Below are 15834 nucleotides of genomic sequence, written 5' to 3'. Positions count from 1 at the left end.
GATCGGCGGGCGTGACCCTTCGTGACACCAGCCCTGACATCCAGCATAAGCGGGCGACCGGGGATAGACAAAGCGTCCGTTGGTCCACTGGTCAACGCTATACCCGAACGGGCCCGGCCCGTGTCATCGGGACGGTGAGTCGCGCCGGCCGTCCTGCTACCATGACGCCTCGCGCGAGCAGCCCTGCCACGTAGGGAAACGAGAGGACACACCATGGGACTTCGTGAAATCGCCGTGGGGGGTATCTATCTGAGCCCGCTGCTGCTCTATGCCCTGCTGGGCTTTCTCTGCGCCGTCGCCGTGCGCACCCTGCTGCATCGCTTCATGAGCCAGCAGGTACTCTGGTACGAGGCCTGGTTCGACGCCGCGCTGTTCGTCATCCTGACCGCCGCCATCGCTTTCATGTTCTCCTTCGCCAACGGGACGGCCGCCTGATGCGCAAGTCGCTTCGCATTCTCATCACCCTGCTGATCGTCGCCGCCGCCATCGCCGCCGGCCTGTGGCTGTGGCATTACTACCTGTACACGCCCTGGACCCGCGACGGCCGGGTTCGCGCCAACGTGATCACCATCGCCCCGGATGTCTCGGGCTGGGTCGCCAGCCTGCCGGTGCAGGACAACGCCGCGGTGCACAAGGGGGAGACGCTGTTCACGATCAACGACGCCCGCTATCGGACGGCCGTCGACAAGGCCCGGGCGGTGGTCGACCAACGCCAGGCGACCCTGGAGCTCAAGCGCCACGAGCAGACGCGCCGCCAGCGCCTGAGCAACCAGGCGATCAGCGACGAGAACCAGGAGATCGCGCGCATCAATACGCGGGTCGCCGAGGCCGAACTGAACCAGGCCAAGGCCGATCTGGCGAGCGCCGAACTGGATCTCGAGCGTACCACCGTCACCGCCCCGGTCGACGGCCACATCCTCAACCTGCACCTCAACGCCGGCAACTATGTCACCGCCGGCAACCCGGTGATGGCGCTGGTCGAGTCGCACTCCTTCTACGTCACCGGCTATTTCGAAGAGACCAAGATGCCCTTCATCGACCTCGGCGACCCCGCGGAGATCACCCTGATGAGCGGCGACACCCGGTTGCAGGGCCACGTCGCCGGCATCGGCCGCGGCATCGCCAACGCCAACACCACGGCCAACAGCGAACTGCTGCCGCAGGTCCAGCCGACCTTCAACTGGGTGCGCCTGGCCCAGCGCATCCCGGTACGCATCGAGCTCGACGCCATTCCCGACGAGACGCTGCTCAGCGCCGGGATGACCGCCACGGTCCGCATCCTCGACGACGCCAAGCGCTGAGCCGTGGCCATGCCCGCTCTTCTCGAGGCCTATCTCACCCCGTCGGCGAGCGCGGTCAAGTTCGCCATCAAGGCGACCCTGGCGATGTTCCTGGCGCTCTATCTGGCGCTCTGGTTCGATCTCGACCGCCCCTACTGGGCGCTGATCTCGGCGGCCTTCCTGCAGATCCGACCGATGAGCGGCATGGTGATCGAGAAGGGGCTGTGCCAGATCGGCGGCACCTTCATCGGCGCCGTGGCCGGGACCGTGATCATGTCGCTGTTCGTCCAGGCACGGGTACCGGCACTGATCACCCTCACCGCCTGGATCATGCTGTGTACCTACGGCAGTTCGCTGCTGCGCAACAACTTCTCCTACGGCTGCATCATGGCCGCGGTGACGGCGATGCTGATCGTGGTGATCGCCGGCAGCAACCCGGCCAGCGTCTTCGACGTGGCGGTGGCGCGTCTGTCGGAACTGGGGCTGGGGGCGATCTGCGCGACGCTGGTCAGCTCGCTGCTGTGGCCCACCCGGGTACGCGAGCATCTGGCCGATCAGGCCAACACGGTGATCAACCAGGCCTTTCTGCAGGCCGCTCAGCGCCTCGAGGCGAGTCGCGACGACGCCGAACTGCAGGCCTCGCTGACCGGCAGCCTGGCACCGCTGACCCAGCTCGAGACCGACAGCCAGGCGGCCCGCTACGAGGGCCCGGAGGGCAACGGCCGCGTCCGCGCCACTCACGTGCTGACCCGGCGCACGCTGCGCTTCTTCGCCACCCTGCACGCCATGCATCACCTGCTGCGCGACACCCGCGAGACGCTCGACTCCGACATCCGCGAACTGGCCGGCGAGTGCGCCCGGGGTTTCCGCGAGGCCGAGGATGTCGAAGGCGTTCCGGCCGCGAGACGCCGCCTGCAGGCACTGCGCCACCGCGCCCTGGAGCTCGACGAGACCCGCCGCGCGCCCCTGCAGCGGCGCCTCGTGCTGGGGCTGCGCGACATCCTCGGTCACGCCATCGTCATGCTCGATGCCCGCGAGGCGATCGTCACCCCCGGCAGCAAGCACGTGCGCGGCGGGCGGCTTTCCTGGCATCGCGACCATCTCGCGGCCGGGGTCAACGCACTGCGCGCCGGCATCGTGTTCGGCTGCCTGGCCACCTTCTGGATTCTCACCCACTGGTCGAACGGCCAGGTGGCGATGTTGCTCGGCACCCTGTTCTCGGCCTTCTTCGCCAGCCGCGACAACCCGGTGGCGATCACCATGATGTTCTACAAGGGCATGCTGGCGGCGATCCCCAGCGCCTTCCTGTTCGGCCATGTGCTGCTGTCGCAGGCCAACGGCTACCCGATGCTCGCCATGCTCTTCGGCACGCCACTGTTCCTCGGCCTGCTGGGCGCCGGCAACCCGCGGACCATGGGCTACTGCCTGGCCTTCACCATCTTCAACATCCTGCTGACCATGCCCGGCAACGGCATGGACTTCTCCTTCGACAGCTTCGCCAATCGCGCGATCGCGGTGATCATCGGCCTGAGCGCCGTGGTGATGAGCTTCCGGCTGCTGCCCGGCCTCGGCGCCACGCTGCGCCGACGGCGGCTGGTGGGTGCCATCGCCCGGGATCTGCGGCGCCTCGACCAGGGCTCGCTGGGCGAGGCCGAGACGCGCTTCAGCGGGCATATCGCCGACCGCCTGCTGGCCCTGGCCCGCCACGACGACATGCTGCCCGAGGACCAGCGCCACCTGTTCGCGCTGGGCCTCTCCGGGCTGGACCTGGGTGCCAGCAGCCTGCGCCTGCGCCAGTGGCTCGACGACACCCGCGCCGCGCCGGTGCGCCGCGCCCGACGCGGCTATCAGCAGGCCCTGGCCGAGGCCTACCAACGCTGTGCCGATGGTTGCACCTCGCCGACACTGGACGACGCCGGCCACACCCTGCTCGAGACGGTCCGGGAACACCGTGCGCTGCCCGAGGCCCGGATCGAACTGCTGCAGGGCATGCTCGAGCGCCTGGGCCTGACGCTGCGGGAACAGGCCGAACGCATCGCCGCACGCTCGGCGAAGGCACCTTCCCGCTAGGCGCGCCCGGGCCGCTCGCCGGGCGGCCCGGCGGCAATCGCTGCCCCAGCCCATGACTGATAATAACTATTATTTACATTAGTATTGGCTTCCGATAATGTCCGCCATCGGGGAACGCCCGATCCACGAAAAACAACGGATATGCCGGCCATGAAGCCAACGAACAGACGTCTTTCGCCTTTCCACACCAGCCTGCTGGCCACGATGGTGGCGATGGCCTCCTTTCCGGTCGCCGCGCAGGACAGCAGCGAGGCCGTGTCGCTGGACGCCATCACCGTCACCGCCGACAAGCAGAAGCCACGCGGTCCCGACAAGGGCTACAAGGCCGAACGCAGCCTGACGGCCACCAAGACGGACACGCCACTGGCCGAGACGCCGCGTTCGGTGTCCGTGGTGACCCGCCAGCAGATCGAGGACCAGGGCGCCCAGACGCTCGGCGATATCCTCGAATACGTACCGGGCGTTTCCGCGGCCAACTACCCGGCGGGCGACGCGCTGGCCGGCGACATCTTCTACATCCGCGGCATGAACCAGCGCGATTACGGCTATGGCACCTATCGGGACGGCCTGCGCATGCAGTCCAACGCCTATGCCACCTCGGCGGAACCCTACGGGCTCGAGCGGGTGGAAGTGTTCAAGGGCCCGACATCGGTGCTGTATGGCGAGAACGTCCCCGGCGGCCTGGTCAATCTGGTCAGCAAGCGCCCCACGGCGGCGCGACGCGGCGAAGTGAACCTGAGCTACGGCATCCACGATCGCCGCCAGGTCTCCGCCGACGTATCGGGGGCCTTGGCCGGGGACAACCGCGTCCGAGGTCGGCTGGTCTTCCTGGGGCGTCGCGCCGATACCCAGACCGACAGCGTGCCGGATGATCGTCTCTACATCGCGCCCTCCCTGGCCATCGACCTCAGCGACCGCGACACCCTGACCCTGCTCGCCCAGTATCAGAAGGACGACACCGAGATCCAGTTGGGGCTGCCGGCGGCCGGCACCCTGCTGTCACGTGCCGGTGGCCGACTGGATACCGACACCAACCTGGGACATCCCGACTGGGATACCTTCGATCGCGAATTCTGGACGCTGGGCTACGAATACGAGCACCGGTTCGACGACGCCTGGACGTTCCGTCAGAACGCCCGCCATGTGCGCTCCCGGGTCGAGCGCCGGGAAACCTGGTGGTCCTTCGTCGACCGGGGCTACGGGCCCTTCGTGGGCGCCTATGGTCGCGACCGGGACAACGACACCCGGGTCGATTCGATCGACAACCAGCTCGTCGGCCATTTCACGGCCGGTGCGCTCGACAATACCCTGCTGTTCGGCGCCAGTTACGACAGGACCTCGTTCGATCAGGTCCAGTACATCGGCAACATCGCGGGTGGCGAATTCCAGTTGATCGATGTCTTCGACCCGCGGTACACCGGCGAGCCGCGGACCTCGACCCTGTCCTCGGACGACGAGATCACCCAGGAACTGGCGGGCGCCTACACGCAATGGCAAGCCAGGACGGGAGGGCTGATCGCCCTGGTCGGCACGCGCTACGACTGGGCCAGGAGCGAGTACGACGACCGTACGCCCGGGAATGACGGCAGCACGCGCACGGACAACGAACTTACCTGGCAGACGGGCCTGATGTATCAGTTCGATGTCGGTCTGTCGCCCTATATCAGCTACGCCACGACCTTCGTGCCCGTCCAGCAGTTCTCCACCAACGGCGGTGACACCTTCGAGCCGATCACCGGCGATCAGATCGAGCTGGGCGTGAAATACGAACCCGCCGGCTCGAACACCTCGCTGACCGTCGCCTACTTCGACCTGACCAAGGAAGACGACGTGACCTACGACAACCTCGCGGGCGATTACCGGCAGGTGGGCGAGACACGTTCGAAGGGCGTGGAAGTCGAGCTCAAGAGCGACATCACCGACAACCTCAACCTGACGGCGGCCTATACCTATACCGACGCCCGGATCACCGACGACGCCGGATCGCGTTACGAGGACAGGCAGGTCACCGGCGTTCCCCGGCACCAGGCCTCGCTGTGGGCCAACTACGCCTTCACGCAGGGTGCCCTGCGCGGTCTGCAGACCGGCCTGGGCGTCCGTTATCTGGGAAGCTCCTACGCCTACCCGCCGCAGTCCCTGGACTATGGCACGCTCGACACCGGCGGCGAGACCCTGGTCGACGCGGCCCTGGGGTATGCCCTCACCGACGACTGGAGCGCCCGGGTCAACGTCAGGAACCTGTTCGACGAGACGTACATCGCCCAGTGCAACAACGCGGGTCGCTGCTACTACGGCGCCGAACGCAGCGTGACGGGCACGCTCTCCTATCGGTTCTGAGCCCACCCTCGCAGCGACGCGGATCCGTCGGCCTCTTCGGGGGCCGGCGTATTCGGGAAATGCTGAATAAATCGACGAGCGGGATGAAGCGCGAGGCGCATGGAACACAGAAAACGAGACATAACATGAAGTTAGGCGAGTTTTCGACCGGGCTGGCGCCCCAGTACCACGCAACGAAGCGATTCGTTGGGGGCGCCGAGTCCGCGCAGGCATTTATGCAGCGTTTCCTTCGTTACGATAGGGGCTCGAACCCACCACCGGAGCCCCGGACATCATGCAGATCCGCCCTTTCCGCCACGAGGATGAAGCCGCGGTCGTCGCGCTCTGGGAGCGCTGCGCGCTGACCCGCCCCTGGAACCACCCGCAGCGCGATATCGCCCGCAAGCTGGCCGAGGACCCCAGCCTGTTCCTGGTCGGCGAGATCGAGGGCCGGGTAATGGCCAGCGCCATGGCCGGCTACGATGGCCATCGCGGCTGGTTGCACTACCTGGCGGTGGCGCCCGAACACCAGGGGCGCGGGCTCGGCAGGCGGATGCTCGCCGCCGTGGAGAACGCCCTGCTCGCCCGCGGCTGCCCCAAGCTGATGCTGATGGTACGCCACGAGCACCCGCAACTGGTCGACTACTACCGCGGGCTGGGCTACGACACCGGCGAGTTCGTGACGCTGGGCAAGCGGCTGATCGCCGACGATTAGCGAGCCTCGACACGCGACGCCCGGCCATTGGCCAGGCGTCGCGTCACATGCAGCGGATCATCGGCCGAACAGATGCCGGCGCGCCTCGTCGTCCATCTCCACGCCATCGCGGGGATTGACCGTCTCGGCCCGGGCATAGGCGCGCCGGACCCCGTCACGCTCGCCGATCGCCGTGAACCAGCGCTGGACATGGGGGAAGTCCTCGAGATCCTGCCCTTGCCTGGCGTGCGGCTTGATCCACGGCCAGATCGCCATGTCGGCGATGCTGTAGGCGTCGCCGCCGACGAACTCGTGATCCTCGAGACGCCGGTCGAGCACGCCGTAGAGGCGCGCGGTCTCCTTGGCGTAGCGCTCGATCGCATAGTCGATACGCGTCGGGGTATAGTTGCGGAAATGATGGTTCTGGCCGGCCATCGGCCCCAGGCCGCCCATCTGCCAGTGGAGCCACTGCAGCACCACGTAGCGCTCGCGGCCGCTCGCCGGCAGGAACTTGCCGCTCTTGTCGGCCAGGTATTCGAGGATCGCCCCCGACTCGAACAGTGCCAGCGGCTGACCGCCGTCGGCGGGATTGCGATCGACGATCGCCGGGATCCGGTTGTTGGGGGCGATCTCCAGGAAGTCGGCGGCAAACTGCTCGCCGCGGCCGATGTTAACGGGATGCAGCCGATAGTCGAGCCCCGCCTCCTCGAGGAACAGCGTGATCTTGTGGCCGTTGGGTGTCGTCCAGTAGTACAGATCGATCATGGAACCTCCTGTTACCGCCGCTGACAGTCGCCGGGCAAGGCCCTGACCGACCGGGCCTTCGCTCCATTCAGCCATAGTCCGGATCGCGGTGCGACACCAGGCCGGCGACAACACCGCGCGGCTCACGCAAAGCAACGGCCCACGCAGCCTCGGCACGGGCCGTCCAGCCGGCTCGTCTGACGCATGACCGGCCTGCCCGGGCGATCACTCGCCGCGCGGAAACCGCTGGGCTTCCTCGACCTCGTTGAGATCCATGTGATTGCGCATGTAGCGCTCGGAGGCCACTTTCAACGGCTGGTGGTCCCAGGGGTAGTAATGGCCGTTGCGCAGCGCGTCGTAGACGATCAGACGCTGGGCCTGGGATTCGCGGATCTCGGCGTCGAATCGCGCCATGTCCCAGCGTTCGCGCATCTTGGCCTGGAAGGCGGCCAGTTCCTGCGCATGGGCCGGATCCGCGGCCAGGTTGGTCGTCTCCTGGGGGTCGGCCTCGAGATCGAACAACTGCGGCGGATCGATCTCGCAGTGGTTGAACTTCCACTTGCCGGCACGGATGGTCACCAGGGGCGCGTAGGAGCCCTCGGCCGCGTACTCCATGTAGACCGGCGCGTCACGCTTTTCGCCACGCATCTGCGGCAGCAGCGACTGGCCGTCGGTCCAGGGGGCGATCTCGGACAGATCGATGCCCACCAGGTCGGCCAGGGTGGCGTTGACATCGATATTGGACACCGGCTCGTCGATCGAGCGGGGTTCGATCCCCGGGCCCGCGATCATCAACGGCACCCGCGACGAGCCTTCGTACGGGCTCATCTTGAACCACAGGCCCTTCTCGCCGAGCATGTCGCCGTGGTCGGAGGTCAACACGATGATCGTGTCGTCGCGCATGCGCGTGCGTTCCAGCACGTCGAGGATCGAGCCGATCTTGTCGTCGATGTAGGAGAGGTTGGCGAAATAGCCGCGACGCGCCCGGCGCACGTCCTCGGGCTGAATGTCGAAGCGGGTGTAGTCGTTGGCCTCGAAGAGGCGCTGACTGTGGGGGTCGAGCTCGTCGAACGCCATGGCGCCCTGCCGTGGCTCGAGATGCTCGCAGTCCGCGTACAGGTCCCAGAACCGGCGACGCGCCACGTAGGGGTCATGGGGGTGCGTGAAGCTCACACACAATGCCCAGGGCCGCTCGTCGTGCCCCCGCGACAGATCGAACAACTTCTGCTCGGCGTTGAAGGCGACCTCGTCGTCGTACTCCATCTGGTTGGAGATCTCGGCCACCCCGGCGCCGGTCACCGAGCCCAGGTTGTGATACCACCAGTCGATGCGCTCGCCCGGCTTGCGGTAATCCGGCGTCCAGCCGAAGTCGGCCGGATAGACGTCGGTGGTCAGCCGCGTCTCGAAGCCGTGCAACTGGTCGGGACCGACGAAGTGCATCTTGCCCGACAGACAGGTCTCGTAGCCGGCCCGACGCAGATGGTGGGCCCAGGTGGGGATCGCCGAGCGAAACTCCGCGGCGTTGTCGTAGACGCCGTTGCGGCTGGGCAGCTGTCCCGACATGAAGGCCGCCCGGCCGGGCGCGCAGAGATAGCTCGACGTGTAGGCCCGGTTGAACCGGGCGGCGCGCTCGGCCAGTTTCTTCAGGTGGGGTAGGTGCAGGAAGTCCGCCGGACCGTCCTCGAACAGGGTGCCGTTCACCTGATCGGCCATCAGCACCAGAATGTTGGGTCGTTTCATGCCGTCACCGTCTCGTGGCTGGGTTTCGTGCGTGAAACGTCAGCCTGCACCTGGCGGGGCATCCGGCACCAACGATCAATTCGGCCTCTCAGGCCAAGCTCGGCTGGGCCTGACGGCTGCGCATCGCGCCCCGATCTCATCGGAGCTCCACGAGGGCCGCGTCGGCATGCGTTTTCTCGATCCCCACCACGGCCCCGGAAGCGTACCCGGCCGTGCGCCTCGCCCCGAGCCGATGAGACCGCCGCCTGGCTAGACGCCCCCGCTGATCGTTCGCTCGCGCAGCCGACGAGGTTCTTGAAGGCGGCGGGAAGAGACACGGGTATCACATATTTTTATATCTGGCTAATAATATTCAATAAAATAAGTAGCAGAATATTCATAACCTTGTAAACATCTGGTAGGCTTTTGTCGCCAGACAACGACAATCGGCATTCACACGGGGCCGAAATGGCCCGTTTTCGCTTGATTCACGCAAGGAGAACACCGTGAAGCAGAGATCATTCAAGGCTATTGGTCTGACCACTACGCTGTTCACGCTGGCGACACCGGCGCTGGCACAACAGACCAGCGACGCCGACGTCCAGCGCCAGTTGCAGGAACTACGCAACCGGATCCAGCAGCTCCAGGCCCAGCTCGACGAACAAAAGAGCCAGACCGCCACCACCGAGTCGGATCAGACCCGTCAACTGGCCGAAGAGAACAGCCAGATTCTCGAGGCCATGAAGCGCACCGAGATCAACGGTCAGCTCGAGTTCGGCTCGACCTTCAACGACTGGAGCGAGCGCGACAAGGATACCGGCGGGGATCTCGACTTCGGCAAGTTCAACCTCGGCATCAGCGGCGGCTACGATCAGTTCAACTACTCGCTGCAGTACCGCTTCTACAACGGCTATCGTTTTCTGCAGCATGGCTGGCTGGGCTACGAGGTCACCCGTCACGACAGCGTCAAGCTGGGCCTGGTACAGACGCCGTTCGGCAACATGGATTACGGGTACCTCGGCTGGTACGGCAACCTGCCCTATCTGGCAGGCTTCAACGACAACCAGAACGCCGGTATCAAGTGGGATCACAGCGCCGGCGCCTGGGATACCTCGCTGGCCTTCTTCAAGAGCGACCAGCTCGGCGACGGCAACGAGCACTACGGCGCCAATGCCGTGGGCAACAGCGCCCAGGGCAACAGCGAGGAGAACCAGCTCGCCGGCCGCGTCGCCTACACCTTCGGCCAGGGCAGCGACTACACCACCGAGGTCAATCTCTCGGCCAAGGGGGGCCAGCTCTACAACACGCGTACCGGCGACAGCGGCGACAACTGGCAGGCCGCGGTCGGGCTGAACGGCAGCTACGGCAACTGGCGGACCCAGTTGCAGGCCACTACCTACGAATACAATCCCGAGAACCCGGCGGAATCGGCCTCGGGCATTTCCGACAACGTCCTGCAGATCGGTGCCTTCGGTTTCAACTACCTGATTCCGGCCGAGGGCGAGACCTATTCGGCAAGCCTGGCCTACAGCATGGACGTCAACTGGGGGCCCGTGGAGAACCTCTACTTCTACAACGACTTCAGCGTGATGGATGCCGCCGACGACTACTCGCCGATCAACGGTGGCTTCGGCGACATGGACGACCCGATGCTCAACGACCTGGGGATGAAGGTGACGGCCGGTCCCTACTATGCCTGGTTCGACATCGTCACCAACAAGAACGGCCTGAACTACTTCGGTTCACCGGTGGACGACAACTGGCATACCAGCGTCCAGACGCATTTCGGGCTGACGTTCTGAGGCGCCCGTGACCTTACCGCGATAGCTGCCTTGCCCCGCCCGATTTCGAGCGGGGCTTTTTCATGGTCGGCTCACGGGCTTTCCGGTTCAGCGGCACCCACGCTATCGATGCTGCGCCGCGCCTTGCGGCCCAGCCCGTCGTAGAGGTCGAGCATGCGTTCCACCCAGCCATAGACCGGGTCGGCGTTCGAGACCAGGTCCCCGGCCGAGACGCAACGCGCCCACATGAAGGTACCGAACAGCAGGTAGTCGGCCCCCGCGGGTTCATCGCCGTCGACGAAGTCGGCCTCGCCGAAGCGGGCTCGCAACGGCTCCAGCGCCAGATCGAGCTGACTCAACCCCCGGCTTGGCGCATGGACCTCCTCGAGCGTGCGGCCGAAGGCCTTCTCGCGCGTCTCTCGAAAATACGCGCGATCCTGCGGCGCCACGGCGTTGTAGAGATCCATCATGACCGTCTTGATGACCGCCGGCGCCAGGTTGCGCTCGGCGTAGAACTTGAAGAAACGCGCCCGGGCTTCGGCCGGCAGGCCACCCAGCAGGGGGCTGTCGGGATAGACCCGATCCAGATAGCGAAAGATCTCGTAACTGTCGGTGACGGTCTCGTCGCCATCGACGAGCACCGGCACCTTGCCCTGGCCGGAGAAGGCAATGGCGTCCTTGTCGGTGAAGTGCCAGGGCTGCGTCTGATAGTCCAGCCCCTTGTGGGCCAGAGCGTACTTGACGCGCCAGCAATAGGGGGAAAAGCGCAGATCCTCGTCGATGCCGCACAGGTCGTAGAGCAGGCGTGTCATGGCCACCTCGCATCCTCGATGAATGGGTATCCGGAACGCTATCATCATGTCCAGGCCCCTGCCATCGTCGTCGATCGATCTCCCGCCCCATTATCTATTAGTCTAATGATTTGACCAATCTCTCAGAATTGGGCCTTTCAAAAACCCCGGAAAAACCATCTCAACTGTTTGTTTTTAAAAATTAAAACAGCCTATATAAGCGCAGCGCAGCATTGGTCAAACCAATTTTCCAAGGATAGCCAACGTCCCGATTCCCGATTATCGTTCCGACTCGGCTGCCAAGCCGCTTCGGTGTTCGCGCCGACATGCGCTGCAAACGACCTGTCACGCCCGGCCGCCAGGCTGGACAAGAACAAGAGGGAAAGTGCCTCATGAGTGAATCGCTTCTCGCCCTTCTGGCCTTCCTGCCGCTATTGCTGGCGGGAATCCTGCTGATCGGCTTTCGAATGGCCGCACGTACCGCGATGCCGATCGTCTTCGTGGTGACCGCACTGATCGCCCTGCTGGCCTGGGACATGTCCTTCTCCCGGGTGCTGGCCTCGACCTTCCAGGGGCTGATTCTCACCGTGGCGATCCTGTGGATCATCTTCGGTGCCATCCTGCTGCTCAACACGCTCAAGCATTCCGGGGGGATCGCCGCGATCCGCAACGGCTTCTCGGGATTGAGCCCGGACCGCCGTGTCCAGGCGATCATCGTCGCCTGGCTGTTCGGCTGCTTCATCGAGGGGGCCTCCGGCTTCGGCACCCCGGCCGCCGTGGCCGCGCCGCTGATGGTAGCCCTGGGCTTCCCGGCACTCGGCGCCGTGGTGGTGGGCATGATGATCCAGTCCACACCGGTGTCGTTCGGTGCGGTGGGCACGCCGATCGTGGTCGGTGTCAGCGGCGGCCTGCACAAGTCCGGCATCACCGAGCAACTGGTCGCCGGCGGCTCCAGCTGGGAGCACTACTTCCGCCTGATCACCTCCGAGGTGGCCATCACCCACGGCATCATCGGCCTTTTCATGCCGCTGATCCTGGTAACCATCATGGTGCGTTTCTTCGGCGCCAATCGCTCCTGGCGCGAAGGCCTGGCCATCGCCCCGTTCGCGCTCTTCGCCGGGGTCTGCTTCGTGGTGCCCTACATGCTGGCCGGGGTCCTGCTGGGGCCGGAATTCCCGTCGATGATCGGCGCAATGGTGGGTCTGGCAATCGTCGTCCCGGCGGCGCGCAAGGGCTTTCTGCTGCCCCGCGAGACCTGGGACTTCCCCGACGCCGAGCAGTGGCCCGACGAATGGCGCGGCAATCTCGAGATCAAGACCGACCAGGTCGCCGGCCGCACGCCGATCTCGGTGTTCATGGGCTGGGTCCCCTATGTGCTGCTGGCGGTGTTCCTGGTGCTGTCGCGGACCATCGCGCCGCTCAAGGACGCCCTGACCTCGCTGAGTCTCGGCTGGAGCGACATCCTCGGCGAGACCGGCATCTCGGGCAGCGTGCAACCGCTCTACCTGCCCGGCGGGATCCTGGTGTTCGTGGTACTGCTGACCATCGGCATGCATCGCATGCGTGGCAGCGAGGTCAAGGCCGCCTTCAACGAGTCGACCCGAACCCTGCTGGGGGCCGGCTTCGTGCTGCTGTTCACCATTCCCATGGTGCGCATCCTGATCAACTCCGGCGTCAACGGCGCGGATCTGGTGTCGATGCCGGTGGCCATGGCGCGCTTCGTCGCCGACAGCGTAGGCGATATCTACCCGCTGTTCGCGCCGACCGTGGGTGCGCTCGGGGCGTTCATCGCCGGCTCCAACACCGTCTCCAACCTGATGCTCTCGGACTTCCAGTTCAACGTCGCCGAGGTACTGGGGCTGTCGACGGCGATGATGGTGGCCCTGCAGGCGGTGGGTGCCGCGGCCGGCAACATGATCGCCATCCACAATGTGGTGGCGGCCTCCGCGACGGTGGGCCTGCTGGGCCGCGAGGGGGTCACCCTGCGCAAGACCCTGCTGCCGACCCTCTACTACGTGCTGTTCGCCGGTATCATCGGTCTGATCGCCTTCTACGGGCTTCACGTCACCGATGGCCTGCTGGGGGGCTGACCCGCCCCCTCATCCCGAGGCCGCGCCGCTTTCGGCGCGGCCTGCCGGGACGACCTCCACCCGATTGCGACCTTCGCGCTTGGCCCGATAGAGGGCCCGGTCGACACCGGCGACGAAGGCGTCGACCTCCGACTTCCCATCCGGGACCACCTCCCCCACGCCCACACTGATCGTGACGCGCCCGAAAACCGGTGACCCGGCGTGCACCATCGCCGCCTCCGCCACGCGGCGTCGGCAGCGCTCGGCGATGACCCGTGCCGCCGCGACTTTGGTATCCGGCAGTAACAGCACGAACTCCTCACCGCCGTAACGCGCCAGCAACTCCCCCGGACAGGCCTCGCTCAAGAGTGTCGCGACCCGGCGCAGACAGTCGTCGCCGGCCAGGTGGCCGTAGTGGTCGTTGTACTGCTTGAAATGATCGATATCCATGAGCACCAGCGACAGCGGGCGCGCCTTGCGTCGCGCCACCGCCCACTCCCGCGCCAGGGTGCTGTCGTACATCCGCCGATTGGCGATCTCGGTGAGTCCATCCTGGTAGGAGAGCGTCTCCAGGCGACGCTGCAGGTCGAGTCGTTCCTGCTCGCCGAGCTTGCGCTCGTGGATGTCGAACATGAAACCGACCAGCGCCTCCACCTCGCCCTGGGCATCCCGTACCACATGCACCACGTCGCGCACCCAGCGATACTCGCCGCCGGCGGTCAACGCTCGATAGTCGGCTTCGTGGTCATTGCCGGCCCGCGATTGCGCCACACAGTAGTCGACCACCCAGTCGCGATCTTCGGGATGCATGCGCTCGGCCCAGTCCTCGATGGTTTCCCAGCTGTCGACGGGCCAGCCCAGCAACTCGGCGACCTGGGGGCCGATATAGGTGAAACGCAGGCTTTCCCAGTCGATGCGCCAGGGAATCGCGCGGGTCGACTCGAGCAGCGCCCGGTAGATGTCCGTGTCGCCGCGCAGAGGGGCTTGCGGATCGACGCTGGCCGACCGCTCGGACGGCCCGGCTGCGCCGGACATCTGCGCGCTGGCCGCGACCTCGCCACGCGCCCGCCGATACAGCGTCAGCAGGGCCGTCGGCTCGTCGTAGCGAATCCGCAGACCCCGCCGCAGATCGCGACGCATCAGACGCCGCATGGTCGATAACACGCCTGCCTGGAAGGTCTCCGCCGGGTAGCCGGTGACCTCGGCCAGACGCCCGGCGAGTACCCCGCTGTCGCTGACCAGCGGGCAGAGCCGGTAACGATAGCGCCCGCCGATCCGTTCCGGCGGCAGGTCCATGAAACGCCCGCTGCGTTGACGGAAGTCGCTCAGCGGCAGTCGGTAGGCATTGTCGCCGATGATCGGCCAGTCGACCGGCGGGTCGCCATCGAGCCCCTTGCGCAGCGAACGGGTGAGCGGCAGCAGGCGCTCGAGCCGGAAGCGCGTCTCGAGGTGGCGGTTGCCCAGGCGCACCAGATTGGCAATCAGCTCGCTGGACGAGGCATGACCGATGACGGCGGCCTGCTTGGACAACGCGCCCCACACCCCGTCGGCGCCGTGGAGCAGGGCTTCGATGGCCGCGGCGTTTTCCACGCCGGCGCCGGCATGCAAGTGCACCAGCAGCTTGAGCGGCGGCGGCGTGAACGCCCGAGCCATGGTCACGAAGGCAGCAATCTGGAACGGCAGGTAGGTGCCGCGACAATCCTCGAAGCTGACGCCCTCGATGGGCTGCTCGGCGAGCAGCGCGAACAAACGGCACATCGCCTCGGGATCGACGGCGAAACCGTCGCAACCATCGATGAGGTTGATGATGATGCGCGGCGCGCCGCCGGCCTCACCGGCGACGTTGGCCTGCAACCAGGCGATCGATGCCGTCAGCCGGGCCTCGAGCGACGCCAGTTGGTCCGCGCTCTGGCGAGCGCGCCAGCCCAGCGAGAGCTGGTGCAGCGTATTGGGGACCGCATAGTCGCGCAGCTTGCACTGGGAATGGTCCGGCACGAAGACACCGGCCGGGTCGAACGTGCCGACCTGGGTGAAGGCGAAGCAGCCACGGCGATCGATCCCCTGGTCGCGCAGGTGGATCATGAAGTCGTCGTCGACCGTCGGCTCGTCGGGCATCGCATAGTCCAGGGTGCCCAGCAGGATGTCGTCGAAGCCGAACTGGCGCAGCCGCGCCAGGGTGGCCAACTTGGCATCGAGGGTCTGCCCGCGGCTGGCGCCGACGGCATTCTCGCGAAGCGACAAGTCGATGAAGCAGGGTCGGATATCGCGCAACCGAGCCAGCCTGGCGGCCATCTCGTCCTGCACGGCGTGCAGCCGCGCGTAGCGCTCGGCGAAATCGCTCATGGGAGAAGACCCGGGCGTGACGGAGAC

At 66.0% G+C, this 15834-nt stretch carries 11 protein-coding genes; 7 read left to right on the top strand and 4 right to left on the bottom strand.

What is annotated here, in order from left to right:
- Positions 1–213 precede the first annotated feature (213 nt).
- The 5 genes from KGR00_RS21660 (at position 214) to KGR00_RS21640 (ending at position 6381) form a co-directional block, all read left to right on the top strand.
- Positions 214–435: a DUF1656 domain-containing protein gene (locus tag KGR00_RS21660; RefSeq protein ID WP_129140750.1), complete on the top strand. Its 222-nt coding sequence runs from the start codon at positions 214–216 to the stop codon at positions 433–435.
- Positions 435–1301 carry an HlyD family secretion protein gene (locus KGR00_RS21655; protein ID WP_224419297.1) on the top strand — a complete coding sequence of 289 codons (867 nt, stop codon included), beginning with the start codon at positions 435–437 and terminating at the stop codon, positions 1299–1301. The genes KGR00_RS21660 and KGR00_RS21655 overlap by 1 nt, the downstream gene beginning before the upstream one ends.
- Before the next feature lie 9 nt (positions 1302–1310).
- Positions 1311–3350: an FUSC family protein gene (locus KGR00_RS21650; RefSeq protein WP_224419296.1), complete on the top strand. Its 2040-nt coding sequence runs from the start codon at positions 1311–1313 to the stop codon at positions 3348–3350.
- 150 nt (positions 3351–3500) lie between these two features.
- A complete protein-coding gene (locus KGR00_RS21645) occupies positions 3501–5687 on the top strand; it encodes a TonB-dependent siderophore receptor (protein WP_224419295.1) in 2187 nt (728 codons plus the stop codon).
- 274 nt (positions 5688–5961) lie between these two features.
- Entirely contained in the window at positions 5962–6381 is a 420-nt protein-coding gene (locus tag KGR00_RS21640) for a GNAT family acetyltransferase (protein ID WP_129140745.1), read from the top strand.
- A 57-nt stretch (positions 6382–6438) separates the two neighbouring features.
- On the opposite strand, the gene KGR00_RS21635 is transcribed toward KGR00_RS21640, so the two are convergent.
- Positions 6439–7125, bottom strand: coding sequence for a glutathione binding-like protein (locus tag KGR00_RS21635; RefSeq protein WP_224419294.1), 687 nt, complete (start codon positions 7123–7125; stop codon positions 6439–6441).
- A gap of 204 nt (positions 7126–7329) precedes the next feature.
- Complete coding sequence (gene betC, locus KGR00_RS21630; protein WP_224419293.1) at positions 7330–8844, bottom strand: choline-sulfatase; 1515 nt, start codon at positions 8842–8844, stop codon at positions 7330–7332.
- A gap of 485 nt (positions 8845–9329) precedes the next feature.
- On the opposite strand from betC, the gene KGR00_RS21625 reads away from it, so the two are divergent.
- Positions 9330–10625 (top strand): hypothetical protein, encoded by a 1296-nt coding sequence (locus KGR00_RS21625; protein ID WP_224419292.1) that lies wholly within the window; start codon positions 9330–9332, stop codon positions 10623–10625.
- Between the two features lie 71 nt (positions 10626–10696).
- On the opposite strand, the gene KGR00_RS21620 is transcribed toward KGR00_RS21625, so the two are convergent.
- Positions 10697–11416: a glutathione S-transferase N-terminal domain-containing protein gene (locus tag KGR00_RS21620; protein WP_224419291.1), complete on the bottom strand. Its 720-nt coding sequence runs from the start codon at positions 11414–11416 to the stop codon at positions 10697–10699.
- Positions 11417–11787: 371 nt separating this feature from the next.
- Between KGR00_RS21620 and KGR00_RS21615 the strand changes: the two genes are divergently transcribed.
- Positions 11788–13485 (top strand): L-lactate permease, encoded by a 1698-nt coding sequence (locus KGR00_RS21615; RefSeq protein ID WP_224419290.1) that lies wholly within the window; start codon positions 11788–11790, stop codon positions 13483–13485.
- A gap of 9 nt (positions 13486–13494) precedes the next feature.
- On the opposite strand, the gene KGR00_RS21610 is transcribed toward KGR00_RS21615, so the two are convergent.
- Complete coding sequence (locus KGR00_RS21610) at positions 13495–15807, bottom strand: diguanylate cyclase (protein WP_224419289.1); 2313 nt, start codon at positions 15805–15807, stop codon at positions 13495–13497.
- Between the last annotated feature and the right edge of the window lie 27 nt (positions 15808–15834).

The sequence above is a fragment of the Modicisalibacter sp. MOD 31.J genome (genome assembly GCF_020147985.1).
GTDB lineage: Bacteria > Pseudomonadota > Gammaproteobacteria > Pseudomonadales > Halomonadaceae > Modicisalibacter > Modicisalibacter coralii.
This window is presented reverse-complemented; position numbering and strand designations above follow the sequence as displayed.

Bases quoted from the DNA above. Each gene is read 5' to 3' on its own strand.
- betC (WP_224419293.1), bottom strand. From the start codon at position 8,844: ATGAAACGACCCAACATTCTGGTGCTGATGGCCGATCAGGTGAACGGC.
- KGR00_RS21660 (WP_129140750.1), top strand. From the start codon at position 214: ATGGGACTTCGTGAAATCGCCGTGGGGGGTATCTATCTGAGCCCGCTG.
- KGR00_RS21635 (WP_224419294.1), bottom strand. From the start codon at position 7,125: ATGATCGATCTGTACTACTGGACGACACCCAACGGCCACAAGATCACG.
- KGR00_RS21655 (WP_224419297.1), top strand. From the start codon at position 435: ATGCGCAAGTCGCTTCGCATTCTCATCACCCTGCTGATCGTCGCCGCC.
- KGR00_RS21650 (WP_224419296.1), top strand. From the start codon at position 1,311: ATGCCCGCTCTTCTCGAGGCCTATCTCACCCCGTCGGCGAGCGCGGTC.
- KGR00_RS21610 (WP_224419289.1), bottom strand. From the start codon at position 15,807: ATGAGCGATTTCGCCGAGCGCTACGCGCGGCTGCACGCCGTGCAGGAC.
- KGR00_RS21615 (WP_224419290.1), top strand. From the start codon at position 11,788: ATGAGTGAATCGCTTCTCGCCCTTCTGGCCTTCCTGCCGCTATTGCTG.
- KGR00_RS21620 (WP_224419291.1), bottom strand. From the start codon at position 11,416: ATGACACGCCTGCTCTACGACCTGTGCGGCATCGACGAGGATCTGCGC.
- KGR00_RS21645 (WP_224419295.1), top strand. From the start codon at position 3,501: ATGAAGCCAACGAACAGACGTCTTTCGCCTTTCCACACCAGCCTGCTG.
- KGR00_RS21640 (WP_129140745.1), top strand. From the start codon at position 5,962: ATGCAGATCCGCCCTTTCCGCCACGAGGATGAAGCCGCGGTCGTCGCG.